This is a genomic window from Arthrobacter rhamnosi, assembly GCF_054510855.1.
Genome location: NZ_JBTNDT010000007.1, coordinates 1 through 20,361 on the forward strand (window position 1 = coordinate 1; position 20,361 = coordinate 20,361).

15 protein-coding genes and 1 tRNA gene are annotated in these 20,361 nt (G+C 69.2%); 11 read left to right on the forward strand and 5 right to left on the reverse strand.

The features are described 5' to 3' along the window. The coding region (locus ACX80I_RS13640; RefSeq protein WP_459345662.1) for a hypothetical protein at nt 1–217 on the reverse strand (217 nt) is incomplete at its 3' end. On the opposite strand from ACX80I_RS13640, the gene ACX80I_RS13645 reads away from it, so the two are divergent. Beyond that, the gene (locus ACX80I_RS13645) at nt 216–770 is read left to right on the forward strand and encodes a hypothetical protein (RefSeq protein WP_459345663.1); all 555 of its coding nucleotides are present in this window, start codon (nt 216–218) and stop codon (nt 768–770) included. The two genes, ACX80I_RS13640 and ACX80I_RS13645, sit on opposite strands and share 2 nt — an antisense overlap. On the opposite strand, the gene ACX80I_RS13650 is transcribed toward ACX80I_RS13645, so the two are convergent. The 3 genes from ACX80I_RS13650 to ACX80I_RS13660 are packed head-to-tail and all read right to left on the reverse strand — an operon-like array spanning nt 767 to nt 5,800. After that, nucleotides 767–3,193, reverse strand: a complete 2,427-nt coding sequence (locus ACX80I_RS13650) for a transglutaminase TgpA family protein (RefSeq protein ID WP_459345664.1) — start codon at nt 3,191–3,193, stop codon at nt 767–769. The genes ACX80I_RS13645 and ACX80I_RS13650 overlap by 4 nt on opposite strands. Next, nucleotides 3,190–4,734, reverse strand: coding sequence for a DUF58 domain-containing protein (locus ACX80I_RS13655; RefSeq protein ID WP_459345665.1), 1,545 nt, complete (start codon nt 4,732–4,734; stop codon nt 3,190–3,192). Before ACX80I_RS13655 ends, ACX80I_RS13650 begins: the two co-directional genes overlap by 4 nt. A 40-nt stretch (nt 4,735–4,774) precedes the next feature. Beyond that, entirely contained in the window at nt 4,775–5,800 is a 1,026-nt protein-coding gene (locus tag ACX80I_RS13660) for an AAA family ATPase (protein ID WP_459345666.1), read from the reverse strand. Nucleotides 5,801–5,984: 184 nt separating this feature from the next. Here ACX80I_RS13660 and ACX80I_RS13665 point away from each other — a divergent pair, with 184 nt between their 5' ends. From ACX80I_RS13665 to ACX80I_RS13705, 9 genes are all read left to right on the forward strand, one after another. Further along, nucleotides 5,985–6,944 (forward strand): TatD family hydrolase, encoded by a 960-nt coding sequence (locus ACX80I_RS13665; RefSeq protein ID WP_459345667.1) that lies wholly within the window; start codon nt 5,985–5,987, stop codon nt 6,942–6,944. Nucleotides 6,945–7,340: 396 nt separating this feature from the next. Continuing rightward, nucleotides 7,341–8,234 (forward strand): 16S rRNA (adenine(1518)-N(6)/adenine(1519)-N(6))-dimethyltransferase RsmA, encoded by an 894-nt coding sequence (gene rsmA / locus ACX80I_RS13670; RefSeq protein WP_459345668.1) that lies wholly within the window; start codon nt 7,341–7,343, stop codon nt 8,232–8,234. Nucleotides 8,235–8,257: 23 nt separating this feature from the next. Further along, nucleotides 8,258–9,229, forward strand: coding sequence for a 4-(cytidine 5'-diphospho)-2-C-methyl-D-erythritol kinase (locus ACX80I_RS13675; RefSeq protein ID WP_459345669.1), 972 nt, complete (start codon nt 8,258–8,260; stop codon nt 9,227–9,229). A gap of 29 nt (nt 9,230–9,258) precedes the next feature. Further along, on the forward strand, nt 9,259–11,073 hold the full coding sequence (locus ACX80I_RS13680; RefSeq protein WP_459345670.1) for an ABC-F family ATP-binding cassette domain-containing protein: 1,815 nt from the start codon (nt 9,259–9,261) through the stop codon (nt 11,071–11,073). Nucleotides 11,074–11,078: 5 nt separating this feature from the next. Beyond that, a complete protein-coding gene (locus tag ACX80I_RS13685) occupies nt 11,079–12,200 on the forward strand; it encodes a glycoside hydrolase family 26 protein (protein ID WP_459345671.1) in 1,122 nt (373 codons plus the stop codon). 550 nt (nt 12,201–12,750) lie between these two features. After that, the gene (locus tag ACX80I_RS13690; protein WP_459345672.1) at nt 12,751–14,118 is read left to right on the forward strand and encodes a glycosyltransferase; all 1,368 of its coding nucleotides are present in this window, start codon (nt 12,751–12,753) and stop codon (nt 14,116–14,118) included. After that, nucleotides 14,115–15,956: a right-handed parallel beta-helix repeat-containing protein gene (locus ACX80I_RS13695; RefSeq protein WP_459345673.1), complete on the forward strand. Its 1,842-nt coding sequence runs from the start codon at nt 14,115–14,117 to the stop codon at nt 15,954–15,956. The genes ACX80I_RS13690 and ACX80I_RS13695 overlap by 4 nt, the downstream gene beginning before the upstream one ends. Next, complete coding sequence (locus ACX80I_RS13700; RefSeq protein ID WP_459345674.1) at nt 15,953–17,026, forward strand: right-handed parallel beta-helix repeat-containing protein; 1,074 nt, start codon at nt 15,953–15,955, stop codon at nt 17,024–17,026. The genes ACX80I_RS13695 and ACX80I_RS13700 overlap by 4 nt, the downstream gene beginning before the upstream one ends. Nucleotides 17,027–17,103: 77 nt before the next feature. Then, nucleotides 17,104–18,513, forward strand: coding sequence for a UDP-glucose dehydrogenase family protein (locus ACX80I_RS13705; RefSeq protein ID WP_459345675.1), 1,410 nt, complete (start codon nt 17,104–17,106; stop codon nt 18,511–18,513). A gap of 68 nt (nt 18,514–18,581) precedes the next feature. On the opposite strand, the gene ACX80I_RS13710 is transcribed toward ACX80I_RS13705, so the two are convergent. After that, the gene (locus tag ACX80I_RS13710) at nt 18,582–19,862 is read right to left on the reverse strand and encodes a right-handed parallel beta-helix repeat-containing protein (protein ID WP_459345676.1); all 1,281 of its coding nucleotides are present in this window, start codon (nt 19,860–19,862) and stop codon (nt 18,582–18,584) included. A gap of 402 nt (nt 19,863–20,264) precedes the next feature. Between ACX80I_RS13710 and ACX80I_RS13715 the strand changes: the two genes are divergently transcribed. Then, nucleotides 20,265–20,336, forward strand: a tRNA-Gln gene (locus ACX80I_RS13715). Nucleotides 20,337–20,361 lie beyond the last annotated feature (25 nt).

Below are 20,361 nucleotides of genomic sequence, written 5' to 3' on the forward strand. Positions count from 1 at the left end.
GGTTGGGGTGCTGTTTTCTCCTCGACAGGGAAAACCCCTCCCCCTTGTCCTCTTCCCCCATGCACACCCCCGCCGCGGGTTCTTCTTGTGCCGAATCAGGTGTTTTCCTCGACAGTTCCGCTGTCGCGACCCACACTTGATCCACTGGGGACGCCGGGCGTCGGGACTTCCTCTCGGCGGCCATTCTGCAGGCACCGACAACCAGGAAGCGTCCCATGAAAATTCCCTCAGCCCTTGCCGTCCTCGCCCTCGCTGCGGGCAGCGTAGCCGCCGCAGCCCCGGCCCAGGCCGCCCCCGTCTCCCGGGACCCGTATTCGGGGACGGACACCTTCACCGAGTGTGGCTTCTACGCCGGAAGAAGCGTGTTCGAGGGCACCGTCACCATCTCCGATGCCACTCCATCCACGGGCGGGCAGTTCTTTCGCCTGACCAACAAGTTCAGTTTCACCGACACCTTCACCAACCCGGACACCGGCGACTTCATCACCGTGACGGGCAACGGGCTGTTCAAGGAACTCCAGCCGCGCCCGCAGGCGGGCGGCATCGTGGACTACGTCACCCATGACGTCGGCCGGTTCGTGACCCGGGACTCCTCGGGGGAGGTGCTGGCCCGAGAGAACGGCATCATCGTCACCGCCTACACGTTCGACACCCTCAACGACTCGGCGCCGGGCGGGAACGGACTGTCCGATGAGCTGGTGAGAGTTTCCGGGCCGCATCCGCTGTTCGACGTCGACTTCTGCGATTTCCTCGACGAGCAGATCGGCTAGCGGCGGACGCTGCTCCGGAAGCGGTTGAGAAGTGACTGCGGGAACAGCCGCGCCCGGATCCTGGTGCGCAGGGAACTGCCGCCGCGGAGCGCGCGGGTGAGCGTGTCGACGTCGTCCCACCGCGGGAGCGCCGTCGGCCGTGCGGTCACCGACGGCCGGATGCCCCCGGACGAGATGTCGGTGGCCTGGTTTCCCCCGCCATGCCCGGCGTACTCCTCGTACTCGAAGGCCGACCTCAGCCGCGCGAGGGACGTGGCCGGTTCTGCTGCCAGGGTGGCGTCGCGGGCGAGCCGGCCGGCGAAGGTGCGCGGCGTGTCCGTGGGCTGGAGGGGGTACCCGTAGTCGCCGGCGATCTCCGTCGTCTCGGCCCACGCCGCAGTCGCGGCACCATCCGTGTCCGCGAAGGCGCCGGTTCCGGCCACGGCCCGCCGGCGCGACCGCGTCCTGGCCGTGCGGGCGAGGAACGGCAGGAGTGCGAGCAGCGCGATGCCCGTGACGGCGAGCAGGCCGTCGACGGGCCGTGCCTCGTCGGAGGCCCCGTTCGCCCCGGCACCGTCGGCGGCGTCCGACCCCTCCGCCGTCGATCCTGACTGCCCGGACACGTCGGGGAGGCCACCGGGGTTGAGCGCATCGGTGTCGTCGGCGCGGGGCCCCACCGGAGCGAACGCCTGCTGGGCATAGGTGGGAACGACCCCGCGCGACGGGGTCGGTTCGAACCGGACCCACCCCACACCCTCGAAGTACAGCTCCGGCCAGGCGTGCGCGTTACGGGAGTCCACGATGAATTCGCGCAGGTCCGTTCCCCCGGGACCTTCCTCCGTGTTGCCCGTGGGGCTACCCGGTGTGTAGCCGATGGCGACGCGGCTAGGGATCCCGGCCGCGCGGGCCATGACGGCCATGGTCCCCGCGTAGTGCACGCAGTACCCGGACTTCGACTCGAGGAACCGTGCCATCACGTCCATGCCACTGCCGTCGTACCCGCCGTCCACGGGTGCTTCCACCGAGTAGGTGAAGTCGGGCCCGCGCAGGAAGTTCTGGATCGCGAGCGCCTTGTCGTAGGGATTCACGAACCCGCCGGCGATCTCCTCGGTCGTGGTGCGCACGATGTCCGGGGTGTCATCGGGCAGCTGCGTGAAGATCTCCGGGACGGCGTCGGGGTCCGAGGGCCGGATGGCGCCGAGCCCGTCGCGCGTCAGCTCCGCCGAACGGCTCTCCACGAGATACCGCTGGCGCGCCGTCGAGCCTCCGTCCGTGGCGAGGATGGACAGATTGGCCGGGTCCCAGGCCCAGGACCCCAGAAGGTTCGAGATGCCCACCGGCGAATAGGGTGCCAGGAGCCAGGGGCTCGCGTAACTCTGCGTGGTGATGCGGGTGAAGACGGTCTGTGCCTCGGGTGCGTTTCCGGGCGCGCCCTGTTCCTCCCCGATCTCGGTGACGCCGCGTTCGCGGTCTCCGATCCTCTGGTCGGGTTCCCACCGTCTGCCGCTGAAGTCCTCGAGGGTGACCGCGCGGAGGTACAGGGGGGTGTCCGAGTTGGTGGAGTAGGCGATCCGTCCGAAGCCCGTGGGATTCCGGAGGTCGTTCCCGAGCGTTACGGCGGGATTCAGTCCGGTGGCGTTGCCCCACACGTTCAGGCGCGCTCCCTGGGGGAAGGCGCCGGAGTTGAAGCCGGGGACGAACAGCGGCAGGATCACGGTCACGGCGAGGGCCGCCACGCCGATGGTCATGCTCCGGCCGGCGAATCCCGAGGATGCCCGCGCGCCGCCTGATGCAAGGCGGTTCTCCCGCCACTGGGCTGCGGCGAGGAGCAGCAGGTAGGCCATCACAGTGGTGAGGAAGGCGAACATCCCGACGCCGTTCGGCTTCACGATGGCCGGCGCCACCATGACGGCGAGGAGTCCGAGGCCGCTCGCGGCCGGCATGCGCATTGTCACCGCGAAGAGATCCACGATGATGGCGATGAGCCCCAGGGCTGCGCACGTGATGAGGAAGATCCCGGCGCCGGGCAGCACCGGAGCCACCTGGGAGACCACCGTGTCCTCGGCCTGGGCGAGGAGGCGCTGGAGCTGGAGTGAGGTGCCCGGCCCCGGCACGACGCCGAGGATGCTCTGCCGCGGGAAGAACTGGGCCGTGAGGGTGCCGACGAGCGCGAGCACACCCGCGACGGGGGCCAGCAGGGCGCTCAGGCGGAGAGCCCTCGTCAGTGCCATCGCCAGCAGCACGGGGACGAGTGTACGGATCACGGGCAGGAGCCACGTCCACGGTTCCACGACGCCGTTGAGGCTCGTCGCCGCGGCGAGCACGGCGAGGAGGGAGGCGCCGGTGACGGACCAGTGCCAGGGATCGGCGGCGGGGGCCGGCGGGGTCGGCGTAGGGGGTACCGGCGCGGGGGCGGGGGTCGGCCGGGAGAGTGTCGAGGTCATGCCGGTCCTCTGTGGGAAGTGTCTCGGGACGTGGAGGCGCGGTGCGGCGGGCGGGCCGAGCCGGAGGAAGTGCTGGACGAGGTGGAGGACGTCGTGGAGGAGGCGGATGCCCGGCCCACCGCGTGTTCGAGCCCTGCCCAGACCGCGGGCAGGTCCGCTGCGGGGGACGCGGCCGCCGCATGCCAGCCGGCGTCCCGCAGGATGTCGAGCTGCCGCTGCGAATCGGCGGGCCGCTCGGACGAGATGATGGCGTAGGACGCCGACCCGTAGTCGGACGCCGACGCGAGTGCCCGTGCCTCGTCCAGGGTGATGAGGCCGAGGACGGCGATGAGGGGTCCGCGGTTCCGGGTCGAGACCAGCTTGTCGAGCAGGTCGTCCCCGAAGGCTGAGTGGGACGCCGTCTGGGACGTCTCGGCCGTCGTGCGGCGGATGCGGCGTGCGGCGGTCCGGGCCGCCTCGCCGGCGCGGATCACCGTGCTCCCGTGTTCCTCGGTCTGGCTGCGGCGTCCCGTCTCCGGAGCGAGTTCGAGGGCCGCGAGACCCTCCGCGATCCCGGCGACGGCACCGGGTCCGTGGTGCTCCTCATCGGCAGGGAACGGCGCGGACGGCGAGTGCAGCAGTGCGGGGGCGCCGTGGTGGTCGAGGAACCGCAGGGCATAGTTGCGCTCGAGCAGGTGGGCACTGATGGACATGACCGCGGTGACGGCCCATTCGAAGGTCGGGGAGCTGGAGAGGCCGTTGCCGCCGGTCCCGTCGCTGCCGAAGGCCATGCTGAAGCCCGTACTGAAGCTGTGGTGCCGCTGGTCCATCAGCAGGGTGGCCTGCGGCGTGGTCACGGATTCCTCCTGCCGCACCATGAGTTCACTGTGGCGTGCCGTCGCGGCCCAGTGGACGCGCCGCATCGAGTCTCCGTGCCGGTACTCACGTGTCATGACGTCGTCGTCGCTCGGGTTCGCCTGGCGGTGGGTGGTCGCCATGCCGTCGTTGCCGCGGGACCCCGAGAGCGCGGAGGCCAGCAGTTCGACGGGAGCCGGGGTGACCACGAGGGCATCCGTGCCGCCGAGCTCGTGCCGCGACTTCCCGAGCCCGAACGGGTCGGTGAACTCCGCGGTGACCGGGCCGATGTCGTAGACCCCGCGCGAGGTGGAGCGGATCCGGTACTCGTAGAGGGAGACACCGTTCCGGGGACTGCGCGAGGGGTAGGTGAACTGGGGTGCCTGGCCGAAGCGGGCGGGAAGCCGCTCCTCCATCGAGATGCTCGCACCTCCCGTGACCGCGGCGGTGAGGGAGAGCGTGACCGTCGTCGTCGAACCGATCTCCATGGACTGCGGCTGGAAGCGGCGGGCCACCGTGAACCGGGGCTTGACGAGCCTCAGCACGATGAGCGAGGCCAGCGGCAGCGCCAGGAGCAGCACGCCCACGTACAGGAGGTCGCGGCGGCCCAGGACCTGCGCGAACAGCAGTGCCACGACGGCGGTGAGGATGAAGCCCCAGCCGCGCACGGTCAGGATCCGCGTGGGGAGCTTGTCGAGGAGGGCCATCAGGAATCCGTGGGCTAGGAAAGACAGGGGGAGGCCGGCGTCATCGCCGGTGCGCCTCGCGGGCCACCGGGACCCGTGAGAGGACGTCGTGCACGATGCCCGACGCGGTGTCGCCGGCGCTGATGGCCTTGCGGTCCAGCAGGAGCCGGTGGGCGAGGACGGCGTCGGCGGTGGCCGCGATGTCATCGGGAAGGACGAAATCACGGCCCTCGAGCGCTGCTCCGGCCTTCGCGGCCCGCAGGAGCTGCAGCAGCGACCGGGGGCTCGCGCCCAGCCGCAGTCGCGGGTGCTCGCGGGTGGCGCGTCCGATCGCCACCGTGTAGTCCTTCACGGCCGGCGAGACGTACACCCCGCGTACCTGCCGCATCATGCCGGCGATGTCCGCCACACTCGCCACCGGACGGATGGCCTCGAGCGGGGAGACGGACTGGTGGGTCTCGAGCATCGCGGCTTCCGCGTCCGCATCGGGGTAGCCCATGGAGATCCGGGCCATGAAACGGTCGCGCTGCGCCTCGGGCAGGGGATAGGTCCCCTCCATCTCGATCGGATTCTGCGTGGCGACCACCATGAACGGTTCACCGAGCGGGTGGGTGTGCCCGTCCACGGTCACCTGGTGCTCCTCCATGCACTCGAGGAGCGAGGACTGGGTCTTGGCCGACGCCCGGTTGATCTCGTCGCCGATGACGATGTTCGCGAAGACGGGGCCGGGCCGGAATTCGAAGCGCCGGGAGTCCTGGTTGAAGATCGACACCCCGGTGACGTCGGAGGGCAGCAGGTCGGGCGTGAACTGGATGCGGTTGACCGTGCAGTCGATCGTGCGCGCGAGCGACTTCGCGAGCAGGGTCTTGCCGACGCCGGGTACGTCCTCGAGGAGCAGGTGGCCCTGGGCCAGCAGCACGGTGAGCGCGAGGCGCGCCGCTTCCGGCTTGCCGTCGATGACCGTCTCGATGGTGGAGAGGATGCGGGCGCTGATGTCGTGGAAGGTCGCGCCGGGAACGTCCGGCTCCGCCGGTGCCGCCAACCGGGAATCCGCAGGAGATTCGGCGATGTTGTGCTGGACGTCCATGGGCGCCTTCCATGTGCGGCTGCGGCGGCAGACGTCGGCCGGAGGACCGTGTTCATCGACACGCAGGTAACGGCCGCAGCCCGTCCGGCTCGGGGCAGGACGGGCAGGGCTGACTGATTCAACAGATTACTAGCTCAACCTGCTCCCCGCGAGATAAGTTCCGCGTGCTGGCTAGGCTTGAACCATGTGTAACAGCGCAACCCATGCCCCCCACCCCTACGCGGCGGGGGAGACCCCGCCGGCCTACCGGGAGCCGGACGGCACGGACACCGCAGACACGGCGGACGCCGCGCCGGACGAGCGGCGACGGCGGAAGGGCGGGTACCCGCCGCTGCCCGAACCGTTGCCCGTCCCCGTGATCGACAACCACACCCACTTCGACTTCCGGGAGGGGCCGGTCGAGGTGTCGATCCGGCAGGCTCTGGATGCCGCCGAGGCCGCCGGGGTTCGTGGAGCCGTCCAGGTGGGCACCGACCTGGCCTCCTCACGCTTCACCGCCGACGTCGTCGGACAGGACGCGAGGCTCCTCGGAGCCGTGGCCCTCCACCCCAACGACGCACCGCTCCTCGAGGAGGCGGGCACCCTCGACGACGCGCTCGCCGAGATCGAGCAGCTCGCCGCCGGTCCGCGCATTCGTGCGCTGGGGGAGACGGGCCTCGACTACTTCCGCACGGGTGAGGAGGGTCGGGGCGGCCAGCTCCGGTCCTTCCGCAGCCACATCGACATCGCGAAGCGACTGGGCAAGGCACTGCAGATCCATGACCGCGAGGCGCACGACGACGTCGTGGCCACGCTTCTTGCCGACGGAGCCCCGGAGCGCGTGGTGCTGCACTGCTTCTCGGGCGACGCGGACCTGGCACGCACCTGCAACGAGCACGGCTGGTACATGTCCTTCGCGGGAACCGTGACCTTCCGGAATGCCGGGAACCTGAGGGAGGCGCTGCAGGTCGCCGACCCGGCCCTCGTGCTCACGGAGACCGATGCGCCGTTCCTGACGCCGCACCCCCACCGGGGCCGCCCCAACGCCTCCTACCTGGTCCCCTACACGGTGCGGGCCATGGCCGGGATCCTCGGAGCGGACCTCGACTCCCTCTGCGCCCGGCTGACGGCGAACACGGAGGCCGTCTACGGCAGCTGGGACTGAACCCGGCGGCGGACGCGATTACCGGCATCGGACCTCATTCTCGAACGGACCCGGCGATCCAGGTAGATCGCCGGCCCGGACCAAGTAGTTCTCCCCGCACGACGGGTGTGCACCACTCGTGTGGAGCTCGTGGGCAAGGCTCTATCGTCGGTCGAGGAAGTGCTGCCCGCATCCCCCAGAGCTGTGGGCGGCCCGTGCTTCCTGTGTGACGCACGCCTTTCCTTGAGACCGGAAGGCTGAACGCGTCACCCGCCTTCCCTGAAGGCAACCCAGGGGTCGGCGGCGTCAGGCGCCCTCTTGAGACCAGGCCGCTTCCAGCGGCGCTGCCGGCTCCCTGGTTCCCCCAACCGTCCCGGTCGCGGCGGAGCGCACCAGCGGGACGGATACGATGATCGGGTGACCACGCCCCCTGACGCCGGACAGCCCGCCCCCCTCTTCGGAGCCGCAGACATCCGGCGCCTGGCGGCCGAGGTGGACATCCGGCCCACCAAGACCCTCGGGCAGAACTTCGTGATCGACGGCAACACCATCCGCAGGATCGTCGCCGCCGCGAATCTCGGGGCGGACGAGACCGTCCTGGAGGTGGGGCCCGGACTCGGGTCCCTGACCCTCGGCCTGCTCGACGCCGCCGAGCGCGTCGTCGCCGTCGAGATCGATCCCGTCCTGGCCGCCAAGCTGCCCGGCACCATCGCGCAGTGGCGGCCGGGGCGCGCGGCCGCGCTCGACGTCGTCCTCGAGGACGCCCTGCGCGTGACGGAACTGCCGCACCAGCCCACGTCGCTCGTGGCCAACCTGCCCTACAACGTCGCCGTCCCCGTGGTCCTCAACCTCCTCGAGCGGTTCCCGTCCCTCCGCCACGGCCTCGTCATGGTCCAGGACGAGGTGGCCGACCGGCTCGCGGCTCCGCCGGGGTCGAAGACTTACGGCGTCCCGTCCGTCAAGGCGGCGTGGTACTCGAGCATGGCCAAGGCCGGGGTGATCGGCATGAACGTGTTCTGGCCGGCGCCGAAGATCGCCTCGGGGCTGGTCCGTTTCACCCGCAGGGAACCCCCCGCCACCACGGCGACCCGCGAGCAGGTCTTCGCAGTCATCGACGCGGCCTTCGCCCAGCGGAGGAAGACCCTGCGTGCGGCGCTCGCCGGCTGGGCCGGCAGCCCCGTCCTGGCCGAGCAGGCACTGCGCGCCGCCGGGGTGGATCCCACGGCCCGCGGCGAAGTCCTCGACATCGCCGCCTTCGCGCGCATCGCGGAGGCCCGGGCGGAAGCGGAGGATCGGCCCGGCGTGATCTGAGCCGGTGGGCTAGGTTGGTAGGTATGGTCTCGGGCAGAACAGTCGACATCCGCTCCGGCGCGCGCTCGGTGCGCGTGAAGGCCCCCGGGAAGATCAACGTCGCACTCAAGGTCGGTCCGCCCCGCGAGGACGGCTACCACGGGATCGCCAGCGTGTTCCTCGCGGTGTCGCTCTACGAGGAGGTCACCGCCACCGAGGCCCCGGGCAGCGGCATCAGTGTGACGGTGAACGGGCAGGGCACACTCAACCTGCCCGCCGATTCCATCCCGCTCGACAGGACGAACCTCGCGGTGCGTGCCGCCGAGCTCCTCGCCGACGTCAGCCCGGGCCGGACCGGCGTGCACCTCGACATCACCAAGCGCGTGCCCATCTCCGGCGGTATGGGCGGCGGCTCGGCGGACGCCGCCGCGGCCCTGCTCGCCTGCGACGCCCTCTGGGGCAGCGGCTTCTCCCGGGACGAGCTGGCGAAGATCGCCGTCGACCTGGGGGCCGACGTGCCGTTCGCGCTCGTCGGGGGCACCGCCGTCGGACTGGGGGTGGGCGACCAGCTCACGCCGGCCATCTCGAAGACGCCCCTGCACTGGGTCCTGGTGACCTCGGAGTACGGGCTGTCCACGCCGGAGGTCTACCGCACCCTCGACGAGATCCGCCTGCGCGACGGCGTGGTCGCCGATCCCCAGCCCTCCATCGACCCCGCGATCCTCGGCGCCATGCGTGCCGGGGACGCGCTCGGCCTCGCTCCGCTGCTGCACAATGACCTCCAGCAGGCCTCGCTCGAACTCGCGCCGGCATTGGGCGATATCCTTGACAGGGGAAAGGCCGCCGGTGCACTGGCCGGCATCGTGTCCGGTTCCGGTCCCACCATCGCCTTCCTGACCCAGAGCTCCGGCCACGCCGCCGAGCTGGAGACCCTCCTCGAGTCCGAGGGACTGCAGGCGGCGTCCGTGCACGGACCGGCGCACGGGGCTCGGATCACTCCAGACTTCGCGGGCTGACGCCCGTTCCAACCGAAAGCAGCATCTCCTTGGCACACCTCCTCGGCGCGGAAAACCTCAGCGTCGCCTTCGTCACCCGCACCATCCTGGACAACGTGTCCCTCGGCCTCGAGGACGGCGACCGCATCGGCATGGTCGGCCGCAACGGCGACGGCAAGTCCACCCTCATGCGCCTGCTCGCCCAGCGGAGCACGCCCGATTCCGGCCGCGTCACCAAGCGGCGCGACGTCTCCGTGGGCTACCTCGACCAGTCGGACGTGCTCGACGGCGACCTCGAGGTGGGCCAGGCGATCGTCGGCGACCAGGCGGACCACGAGTGGGCCTCGAATCCCAAGATCCGCGACGTCATGGGCGGCCTCGTCTCCGAGGTCGACTGGCACGCCAGGGTGTCCTCCCTCTCCGGTGGGCAGAAGCGGCGCGTGGCCCTCGCCAAGCTCCTCATCGGCGACGACGACGTCATCATGCTCGACGAGCCCACCAACCACCTCGACGTCGAAGGCGTGGCCTGGCTGGCCACCCACCTCAAGCAGCGCTGGCGTGCCACCGAGGGCGGCCTGCTGGTCGTCACCCACGACCGCTGGTTCCTCGACGAGATCTGCAACCACACGTGGGAAGTCCACGACGCCATGGTGGACGACTTCGACGGCGGGTATGCCGCCTACGTCCTCGCCCGCGCCGAGCGGGACCGGATGGCCTCCGTCGTCGAGTCCAAGCGCGTGCAGCTCGTCAAGAAGGAGCTCGCATGGCTGCGCCGTGGTGCTCCGGCCCGGACCGCCAAGCCGAAGTTCCGCATCGAAGCGGCGAACGAGCTCATCGCGGACGTCCCCGAGCCGCGGGACTCCCTCGCCCTCAGCAAGATGGCCATGTCCCGGCTGGGCAAGGACGTCCTGGACCTCGAGGACGTCAGCCTGACGCTCGACGACGGCGAGGACCGGCAGCTGTTCAACAAGATCACGCTGAGGCTGGCACCGGGCCAGCGCCTCGGGCTCGTCGGGGTCAACGGATCCGGGAAGACCACCCTCCTGCGGCTCCTCAACGGCGAGGTGAAGCCCTCGGCTGGCAAGGTGAAGAAGGGCAAGACCGTCCAGACCGCCGTGCTGTCGCAGGAGGTGCGCGAGCTCGACGACGTGAGCAACAGCCGGGTCATCGAGGTCATCGAATCCGAGAAGCGCGTCTTCGCGGTCGGCGGCAAGGAAGTGTCCGCCAGCCAGCTGGTGGAGCAGCTCGGTTTCACGAACGAGAAGCAGTGGACCCGGGTCAGCGAGCTCTCCGGCGGTGAGCGGCGGCGCCTGCAGCTGCTGCGGCTGCTCGTCGGGGAGCCCAACGTGCTGATGCTCGACGAGCCGACCAACGACCTCGACACGGACACACTGTCCGCGATCGAGGACGTCCTGGACGGCTGGCCGGGAACCCTCGTGGTGGTCTCCCACGACCGCTACCTGCTGGAGCGCGTCACCGACAGCCAGATGGCGCTCCTCGGTGACGGCAGGCTGCGGGACCTGCCCGGCGGCGTCGACCAGTACCTCGAGCTGCGCAAGGCGGCAGGTCCGCTGACGGCGACCGGGAGCGCCGCCTCGCCCGCCATCAGTGGTGGATCCACGGGGAGCTCCTCCGAGGCGGAGCTGCGGCAGGCCCGCAAGGACCTTGCCCGCATCGAACGGCAGATCACCAAGGTCGACGCGCAGAAGGGCAAGCTGCAGGAGCAGATGAACGACGCCGGTGCGAAGCCGGATGCCGACTTCGAGCACATCGCCGGCCTCAACCTCCGCCTGCAGGAGCTGCAGGCGGAGATCGAGGACCTCGAGGCCCAGTGGATGGACGCCGCAGAGGTCCTGGGGGAGTAGGGCTCGTGCCGGCGACAGGAGGGACCACCGGAATACGGAGGACCGTCCTGGTCCTGGCTGCAGTGCTCATCGCCTGCCTGGCCGTCGTCCTGTTCCTGCCCGGGCAGCAGGGCGGACAGCAGGGCGGGCAGGAGAGCGGGTCGGAGGACGGCCGGACGGGCGGACAGCAGGGCGGGCAGGAGGGGGCGTGCGGGAAAGCGGATGGCGGGCCGTCGGCGGTCGGTGCCCTGCCTGCCTCGAGTGGTCCGGTGCCTGCCGGCCTTCCGGCCATCAGCGGAAAGCGTCCCGCCTTCGGGATCGCGACGGAGGGCGGGTTCGGTTCGCCGGAGCAGTGGGACGAGGTCGCCACCGCCCTCGGAGAGAGCCCGTCCCTGATCATGGCCTACTCGAACTTCACCGAGCCCGTGCCCTGGGCCGGCCTGGAGGCAGTCGCCGCCCGGGGCGCCACGCCCGTCGTGACGTGGGAACCCTGGGCTCCCGCGACGGGCTCGGACCAGACGCGTTTCGCGCTGAGCACCATCACGGCCGGTCACCACGACGCGTACCTCCAGCAGTGGGCCGGTGCCCTGCATGCCTACGGCAAGCCGGTGCTGCTCCGCTTCGCGCACGAGATGAACTACCCCTGGTATCCCTGGGGAGCCGATACCAACGGCAACGCACCTGCCGACTACATCGATGCGTGGCGCCACGTGCACGACCTGTTCGCCGCCGCCGGCGCGACCAACGTCTCGTGGGTCTGGAGCCCCCAGGCACCGACCTGCGACTCCCTGCCGCTGAAGGCCTTCTACCCCGGCGAGGGGTACGTCGACGTCGTCGCGCTGGACGCCTACAACTGGGGCACCACGCGGGAGAACGAGGCGTGGCGCAGCCCGCAAGAGCTCTTCGCGGAAGGACTGCGCCAGCTGCGCGAGGTGGCTCCGGGCATCCCCATCCTGATCGGCGAGACGGCCTCGACGGAATCGGGCGGATCGAAAGCGGAGTGGGCGGAAGGACTGGTGGCCTACCTCGCGGCGCAGCCCGACGTCCAGGCATTCATCTGGTTCGACTACCGGAAGGAGTCCGACTGGCGCATCGACAGCAGCGACGCCTCACGCGACGCCCTGAGGTCGGCCCTCTCCGCGCGATAGCGCCTGCGGCGACGGCCGTTACAGACGAGTAGCCGCGTCTTCCCGCAGTCCGCACGTTAACTGGGCGTTTCAGGAAGATTTTCTTCCATGATCGGCTCGTTAACACTCCGTGGAGGTCACCACCGCGGCATACCACCTCTCGTCTCAGGCGCGAGGTGCTGATGGGCACTACTCACCCGAGGGATCACAGGTCCGATCGGCCCGTTCGAGCTGATCTCCTCGGCATCAAAAGCCCACGTCAGGGGGGGAAAGGGCTGACCACGATGTCGCGCACCGGCTTTGAGGACCCCTGTCCTCCGCAGAGGAGCCGAGCCCGCAGCGCCGCCCTGGCTCCAAGTGATCTCGGCCCGGATTGCACGTGGAAGCGCTCAGTTTTCGAGTATCCATTGCCACCAGCAGCAGTCCTAGTGTCGGTTCAGAAGGTTACTGATGATCTTCCGGTGATCAAGCGCCTGCCCGCACCGCAGCTCGACTGCGGAAGCCACGGCCCGGCGCAAAATGCCCGCTGACGTGCAGTCCACCAGCCGCTCTCACTTGCCCGAGGACTTCCATGCACAGGATGCTGCCCGCCGCCACCACTGCCTCCGCCTTCGACGTCGGGCTCGATTCACTCGTCGCCCGATGGTCCGACTGGACCGCCAGCATCGACTGGACAGACGTCAGCACGTTCTGGGCCGAGATCACCCCCTACTTCCCGGTCGCAGTGGCCGGGGCCATCGTGTGGGGCCTTTGGCTCTACCGGTTCATCCTGTCCCACCGGGCCAGGCCCATCGTGACGGACCACCGTGCGACCACGTCCGTCATCGTCCCGTCCTTCCACGAGGACCCCGACATCCTCATGAGTGCCCTCGAGTCATGGCGGGTGCAGAAGCCTGATGAGATCATCATCGTCCTCGACGTGGAGGACCTCGATGCCTACGCGAGGATCGAGGCGCTGCAGGATCCTACGGTCAAGCCGATCCTCTTCCACCACGTGGGCAAACGGTCCGCACTCGGCGTCGGCATCCGCCTCGCTCAATACGACATCCTGGTCCTGACGGACTCGGACACCTGGTGGCAGCCGGAGCTGCTGAGGAACGTGCAGATGCCGTTCATCGATCCGCTCGTCGGTGCCGTCGGAACGCACCAGTCCGTCTACAAGCGGGACACGAGTGTCTGGCGCCGCATCGCCGACTGGCTCGTGAACCTGCGCTACTTGGACTACGTGCCGGCCATGGGCGCCGCGGGCGCTGTCCCCTGCATCTCCGGGCGCACCGGCGTCTACCGGCGCTCCGCCGTGCTGCCGGTCCTCGAGCACCTCGAGGACGAGTACTTCCTCGGGAAGCGGTGCATCTCGGGCGACGACGGCCGCCTCACCTGGCTGATTCTCGCCTCGGGTTACAAGACCGTGCACCAGTCGTCGGCCCGCGCCCTCTCGATGTTCCCGGCCAGCTTCCGGGCGTTCGTCAAGCAGCGTGTTCGGTGGAGCCGCAATTCCTACCGCTGCTACCTGACGGCCATCGGCACCGGGTGGCTGTGGCGCGTACCCTTCATCACCAAGGTCACGGTCCTGCAGATCCTCCTGACCCCGGTGACCATGGGGCTGACGATGTTCTACCTCATCTTCAACCGGCTGGACTTCACGGTGCTCGGGGTTGCCGCGGCGCTGTGCTGGTTGCTTCTGGGCCGCGGGATCCGGGGGATCTCCCACCTCCGCCGCCACCCGCGGGACATCATGATCCTGCCCGTCCTCGCCTTCGCAGTGATCCTCGTGGCACTGCCCATCAAGCTGTACGCGTTCGCCACGATGAACAAGCAGGGCTGGCTCACCCGGCACGCTGACCAGATCGGTGGCGACGGGCAGGACGCCGTGAGCCTGGAATCGAAGACCGACACTGCGCACGGTACCGGGCAGGACGAGCGGGAGGTCGTCGCATGACCGGCAGGAAACCAATCCTCCTCAGCATCCTCGCGCTCGTCTTCATCGCACTCGTGGGAGCGGGTTTCATCGCCGCGGGCGACCTCTGGAAGGAAGCCGAGGCCGACGCCGTCGGACGCAACGAGATCGCGGCCAACGGCAACGTGCAGGGTGAGCTGTACACCGGGGACCCCCGCAGCGAGGCCCGTATCGTCCAGGGCGAGGAAGAGCGCCTCGTGTACGTGAGGACCATCGCCTCCGCGGCCCGGTGGCGCGTCGACGGGCTCGAGGGCCCGTACCGCCTCCACACCGGAGCGACCAACACCCTCGTGCTCCCGGCCCGCACCGCGCCGTACACCACAGCGGACCTCCTGCAGCTCGCCCCGGACACCTTCAAGGAGCTGGCGTCCTCGACGTTCATGCTGACCGAGAACATCGTGGTGCTGCCCGGTGCCACCCTCTCCTTCAGTGGGGGAGAGGGAATCACCGTGCGCCTGCAGAGCAACAAGGACGCCTTCGTGTCGATCGTCGCCCTCGGTGGTTCGCTTGCCGTGAGCGGTACCGAGGAGTCCGACGTCGCCATCACGAGCTGGAACGGCGCCGGCGCCGACACCGACACGTCCGACGGGCGCGCCTATGTGCGCGTCATCGGCGGCCACGCTTCGTTCTCGCACGCCACCGTGTCCTCCCTCGGATTCTGGAGCGGCAACACGGGCGGCCTCGCCCTGACCGGCACCGACACGGCCGGCACCTTCCAGGATGCTCCCATGGCGGCCGAACCAGGAACTCCTGCCGGTGCCCGCCTGCTCCCCGAGGCGGACCTGAAGTCCCTCGCCGATCAGACGGACCTGGACTACAGCGTGGTGACAGCGGGGATCGACAACCTGACCGTCCGTGACAACGCGTTCGGCCTCTTCGTCACGAACGCACGCGACGTCGCCATCCGCGACACCACGATCAGCGGCAGCCTCGTGGACGGCCTCGTGCTGCACCGCTCCGTCACCGACGCGACCATCACCGGCACGACGTCGTCGGACAACGCGGTGGACGGCATCACCGTGGGCCGCTCGAGTACCCGGGTGCAACTCCAGGATGTGACGGCGAGCGGCAACGGCCGCAATGGCATCTCGCTCGACGGTCAGCCGCTCGCGGACGGACCGAATGCCGTCGGAACGGCAGTGGTCACCTACGGAGGAAACCGCCTCGTGAAGAGCATGGTTGCCGACAACGGGCGCTACGGCGTCGAAGTCAGTGGCGGCAGCAACCTGCGCCTCACCCGGAACACCATCCGGGGCAATGAGGTCGGCGTCGTCGTGAACTACGGAGCCGAAGGCGTGAGCATCATCGACAACGAGATCCGTGACCAGCACCAGCAAGGCATCGCCGTCCGAGAGCCGGGAGCGCACGCCGACATCCGCAGGAACACCATCTCCGGTGGGGACACCGGAGTGTACGTCCGCGACGCGACGGCGACGATCACGAGGAACACCATGACGTCGCTGTCCGGCCACGGAGTTTCCCTCGTCGGCAGCGTGCCTGATACCCGGGTCGCCGGGAACAACGTCGGCGGCTACGGGACCGTCGCCATCTGGGACGAGACCTCGACGGGTGCGGTGGTCGAGGAGAACGAGCTGCTGAACTGGCATCCCGCCCCCACCTTCCACAGTGTCATGAACTCCGTCTTCCAGCCGCTGACCTTCATCTGGCTGCTGCTCGGTGCGCTGCTCGTGGCCACCGCCTTCACCCGCAAGCGCCACCTACGCGTGCGGACAATCCGCAACCCCTACGAGGAGCGGGTACCGCTCACGGCCCTCAGCCGCGGCATCGTTCGCATCGACGACGTCCGGAAGGCCCAGTGACGCGCCGGGGAGGGATCACCGCCCTCGCCCTCGCAGTACTCGCGCTCGTCGTGGCCACCGTCATCGTGGTCGTGGGCCTGAACGGCACCGACGACAAGGGGTCCGCGGGCGGCGAGCGGGACCCCCAGTCGCAGCCGACCGAGGATTCCGGCGAAACGCCGGCGCCGGTGGCCACTCCGGTCGACTGCCCAGAGCCTACGGTGCGGGTGGCGACCTCGACCGAGCTCGAGAACGCCCTCGACGCCGCCCAGCCGGGAGACGTCATCGGGCTCGCGGCCGTCGTGTACTCGGGCAACTTCACGGCAACCGCGACCGGGACAGCCGAGGAGCCCATCACGCTCTGCGGCACCGCGGACAGCATCCTCGACGGCGGCACCACCGACGACGGGTACGTCTTGCACCTGGAGGACTCCTCCTACTGGGTGTTCCAGGGTTTCACCGTGCGAAACGGCCAGAAGGGCGTCATGGTGGACCAGAGCACCAACACCGTGATCGCCGGCCTGACTGTCACCACCACGGGCGACGAGGCGATTCACCTCCGGAAGTTCAGCACGGACAACAGGGTCACCGGGAACACGATCAGCAACACCGGCCTGCGGAAGCCCAAGTTCGGTGAAGGCATCTATGTCGGCACCGCCGAGAGCAACTGGTGCGACATCAGCAACTGTGAGCCCGACCGCAGCGACCGCAACGAGATCTCCGGGAACACGATCTCGGGCACCACCTCGGAGAACGTCGACATCAAGGAGGGCACCTCCGACGGGGTCCTGCGGGCCAACAGCTTCGACGGCACCGCGATTGTGGAGGCCGACTCCTGGGTGGATGTCAAGGGACGGGGCTGGGTGATTGCCGGGAACACGGGCGCCAATTCGCCCCAGGACGGGTTCCAGACCCACGAGATCGTGGACGGCTGGGGCACCGAGAACGTCTTTCGCGACAACGTCGCCCAGGTCAACGGACCCGGCGTCGGCTACTCGCTGAAGCCCGTGCGCGACAACGTCGTCGAATGCAGTAACACGGCCTTCGATGCCGGAGAAGGCCTGTCGAACGAACCCTGCACCTCCGGCTGACCAACCACCGCCCGAACGGCCCGAAACTTTCCCTTCCGACGATCCGCGATACCCCCTACCCAGAAAGAGGACCACCGATGAGCACTTCAAATGAGAGCGACCGGCCAGTACCCCGTGTAACCGTCATCGGCACCGGCTACCTCGGGGCCACCCACGCCGTGTGCATGGCGATTCTGGGCTTCGAGGTCCTCGGCGTCGACGTCGACCAGCGCAAGATCGACATGCTGTCCGCCGGCACGGTGCCCTTCTTCGAACCGGGGCTGCCGGAGAAGCTCGGCGAGGCGCTGGGATCCGGCCGCCTGCGTTTCACCACCGACTTCGACGAGGCCGCGTCCTTCGGTGACGTCCACTTCGTCTGCGTGGGGACGCCCCAGGCGCCCGACTCCTCGGCCGCCGACCTCCGATACGTCGATGCCGCGTTCACAGCGCTGGCCTCGCGTATCGACCGGAAGGCCCTGCTGGTCGGCAAGTCGACGGTACCCATCGGCACCGCCGCGCGGATCACCTCGCTGGTCCAGTCCATCTCCCCGCTCGGCACCGAGCTCGAGGTCGCCTGGAATCCCGAGTTCCTGCGCGAGGGTTTCGCCGTGCAGGACACGCTGTTCCCGGACCGCCTCGTCTTCGGCGTCGGCTCAGTATGGGCCGAGCAGCAGCTGCGCCAGGTGTTCAAGCCGATCCTCGACCTCGATACGCCCGTGATCGTCGCCGACCTCGCGACCTCCGAACTGGTCAAGGTCGCGGCCAACTCCTTCCTGGCCACCAAGATCTCCTTCATCAACGCGATGGCGGAGGTCTGTGAGGCCACGGGTGCCGATGTCAACCATCTGGCCAAAGCCCTCAGCATGGATGATCGGATCGGCGGACGCTTCCTGAAGCCGGGACTCGGATTCGGCGGTGGCTGCCTCCCCAAGGACATCCGCGCGTTCAAGCACCGTGCGGAGGAGCTCGGAGTCGGACAGGCCGTGACCTTCCTCGGCGAGGTCGACTCGATCAACAACCGCCGTCGTGTGCGCACGGTCGACCTGATCCGCGAACTCGCCGGCGGGGATCTCACCGGCGTCCGTGTGGCCGCGCTCGGCGCCGCCTTCAAGCCCAATTCCGACGATGTCCGTGACGCTCCCGCCCTCGACGTGGCGCGCCTGCTCTATCTCGAGGGAGCGATCGTCACGGTCTATGATCCTGAGGCGAACGCCAATGCGCACCGCGCCTACCCCGACCTCAACTACGTCGGCTCGATGGCCGAGGCCGTGGATAAGGCGGACGTCGTCGCACTGCTCACCGAATGGGCCGAATTCAGGAACGCCGACCCCGACACGCTCGGTGCCATGGTCAGCCACCGCCGGATCCTCGACGGCCGTCACGCCCTGAACGCCAACGACTACACGTCCAAGGGCTGGCAGTACCGTGCACTCGGCCGCCCCGCGCAGGCCGCGACGGTGGAGCTGTCCACCGACGTCCGGGATGAGACGCCGACGCCGGCGGTCTAGACGCTGGCGCGTACGGCAGGGGACGGGAGGGACGTCCCACCCGGCCCTGCCGTCGAACATCGCCTGCGCTAAAGGCAGGCGATGTTCGTCAGGCCCCGGGCGGCACCGCTCGGCTTGCACGCGACCGTGGTCCCGAGGGACGCCGACTGCACCCATACCTCGTAGCCGGGGACGCCGCCCTGCACGGTGTTGCCCCTGAAGACGTTGCCGGTGCCCCAGCCCGCGGAGACCGCGTGCACCTGGAAGGCGTCGAGCTTCGTGCCGAGGCCGGAGTTGCCCTCCACCCGGTATCCGTTGCCCTTCACATCGACCCAGGAGTCCGCGAAATTCGCGCCCGACGCGCCCGAATTGGTGAACACGTTGCCCGCGATCACCCCGCCGGTGGTTCCTTCCTTGACGTCGATGCCCTCCGCAGCGGTGTTGGTGATGCGGTTGCCGCGTACCGAGATGCGGTCCGAGCGGTCCGGCACTCCGCCGACCCAGTTGCTCGCGGCGCTGCCCAGGTAGATCCCCTCGCCGTACCCGGGCTGCCGGAGGCCGGTGTCGTGGATGAAGGAGTTGAGGATGGCGCCGTCGCTGCTACCGGACCGGAAGTGCACCGCTTCCGCGCCGATCGTCCCCACGTCCACGCCGTTGATCACCGTGTTCCGCGAGCCGTCGAGGACGATGCCCTTGGCCGAGGAGGCGACCGAGACGCCGGTGATCCGCCAGTTCGAGCCGGTGACGTGCAGGCCGTAGCCAGATGACGTCGAGCCCGTCGAGAGGACTGCATTACGGGACCCTCGCAGTGTGATCGGGGCCGATGCCGTGCCGGAGGCCGACGCCGTGAAGGTGCCGAGATAACGCCCGTCGCGCAGTTCGATGACCTGGCCGGGCCGCGCGGTGGCGAGCGCCGACTTCAGGGCGGTTGCAGTGGAGACCTGGATGACGCCGGCGGGTGCCGGGGCGGGTTGCGGGACCGCAGCGACCGTCGTGACGGGGGGCCGGGTGGCTACGGTGAAGGACACGGTGACTTCCTGACGCCCGGCGGGCGTTTCCCACCGGGCGTTGAGCTTATGCGGTCCGAAGCCGGTCGTCACGGGCCAGGAGTAGGGAGCGGTCGTGTCCTGCCCGAGGTACGTCCCGTCCAGCTTGAACTTGACGATAGAGCCCGCTGCGGCGTTGACGGTGGCCGTGAAGCTGCCGTCCGCCTGGACACTGTTGGCGAGGACCGCTCCGTCGGCGAGGACGGCGAGGACGGTGGGTGCCGCGAGGGCGGGCGTGGCGAGAGCAGAAGCGGCGATGGCGGCGATGGCTGCGCCTGCTGCAGTGCGGGTACCGACGGTGCGCAGCATGGAGGAGGGGAACATGCGTATCTTTCTGGCGAGACCTTCCCGCGCTCCGCGGGCCAGTGCAGCGAGGCTATCCGCAGCACCGGGCGGGCAATAGCCTCCCGTGGTCGTCCTTGCAAGAAACTCCGCAACCTTCGCAAAAGCTTGCATTCCGCTGCGCTGCTCATCGGCATCCCTCAGGGGTCGGCGTGGGTTGGGCTTCACACAGGCGCACGGCATGTATCGTGGGGTCACCGCTGGGGTCTCAGATAAGCGCAAGCGGTGATGGCCCGTCCGCTACTGGGGTTACGGACGGGCCGCTTCATGCCCGGCAGGAAATGCGAGGCGTTCCGCCGGCCACCGCCGGGTCGCTCCCTCGAACCAGACATGGCAAACTAGGTAACCGTGTGCGGCTCCCCCCACCGGGCGGCAGGCGCATGGTCCGCCCTGGTGTAACGGCAGCACCCCAGCCTTTGGAGCTGTGGAGTATAGGTTCGAATCCTATGGGCGGAACAAACCTACCGATGCGGCGCCGAGC

Coding starts and splice junctions, on each gene's coding strand:
- ACX80I_RS13675 (WP_459345669.1), top strand. CDS start 8,258: ATGGTCTCGGGCAGAACAGTCGACATCCGCTCCGGCGCGCGCTCGGTG.
- ACX80I_RS13705 (WP_459345675.1), top strand. CDS start 17,104: ATGAGCACTTCAAATGAGAGCGACCGGCCAGTACCCCGTGTAACCGTC.
- ACX80I_RS13710 (WP_459345676.1), bottom strand. CDS start 19,862: ATGTTCCCCTCCTCCATGCTGCGCACCGTCGGTACCCGCACTGCAGCA.
- ACX80I_RS13650 (WP_459345664.1), bottom strand. CDS start 3,193: ATGACCTCGACACTCTCCCGGCCGACCCCCGCCCCCGCGCCGGTACCC.
- ACX80I_RS13645 (WP_459345663.1), top strand. CDS start 216: ATGAAAATTCCCTCAGCCCTTGCCGTCCTCGCCCTCGCTGCGGGCAGC.
- ACX80I_RS13665 (WP_459345667.1), top strand. CDS start 5,985: ATGTGTAACAGCGCAACCCATGCCCCCCACCCCTACGCGGCGGGGGAG.
- ACX80I_RS13690 (WP_459345672.1), top strand. CDS start 12,751: ATGCACAGGATGCTGCCCGCCGCCACCACTGCCTCCGCCTTCGACGTC.
- ACX80I_RS13660 (WP_459345666.1), bottom strand. CDS start 5,800: ATGGACGTCCAGCACAACATCGCCGAATCTCCTGCGGATTCCCGGTTG.
- ACX80I_RS13655 (WP_459345665.1), bottom strand. CDS start 4,734: ATGGCCCTCCTCGACAAGCTCCCCACGCGGATCCTGACCGTGCGCGGC.
- ACX80I_RS13695 (WP_459345673.1), top strand. CDS start 14,115: ATGACCGGCAGGAAACCAATCCTCCTCAGCATCCTCGCGCTCGTCTTC.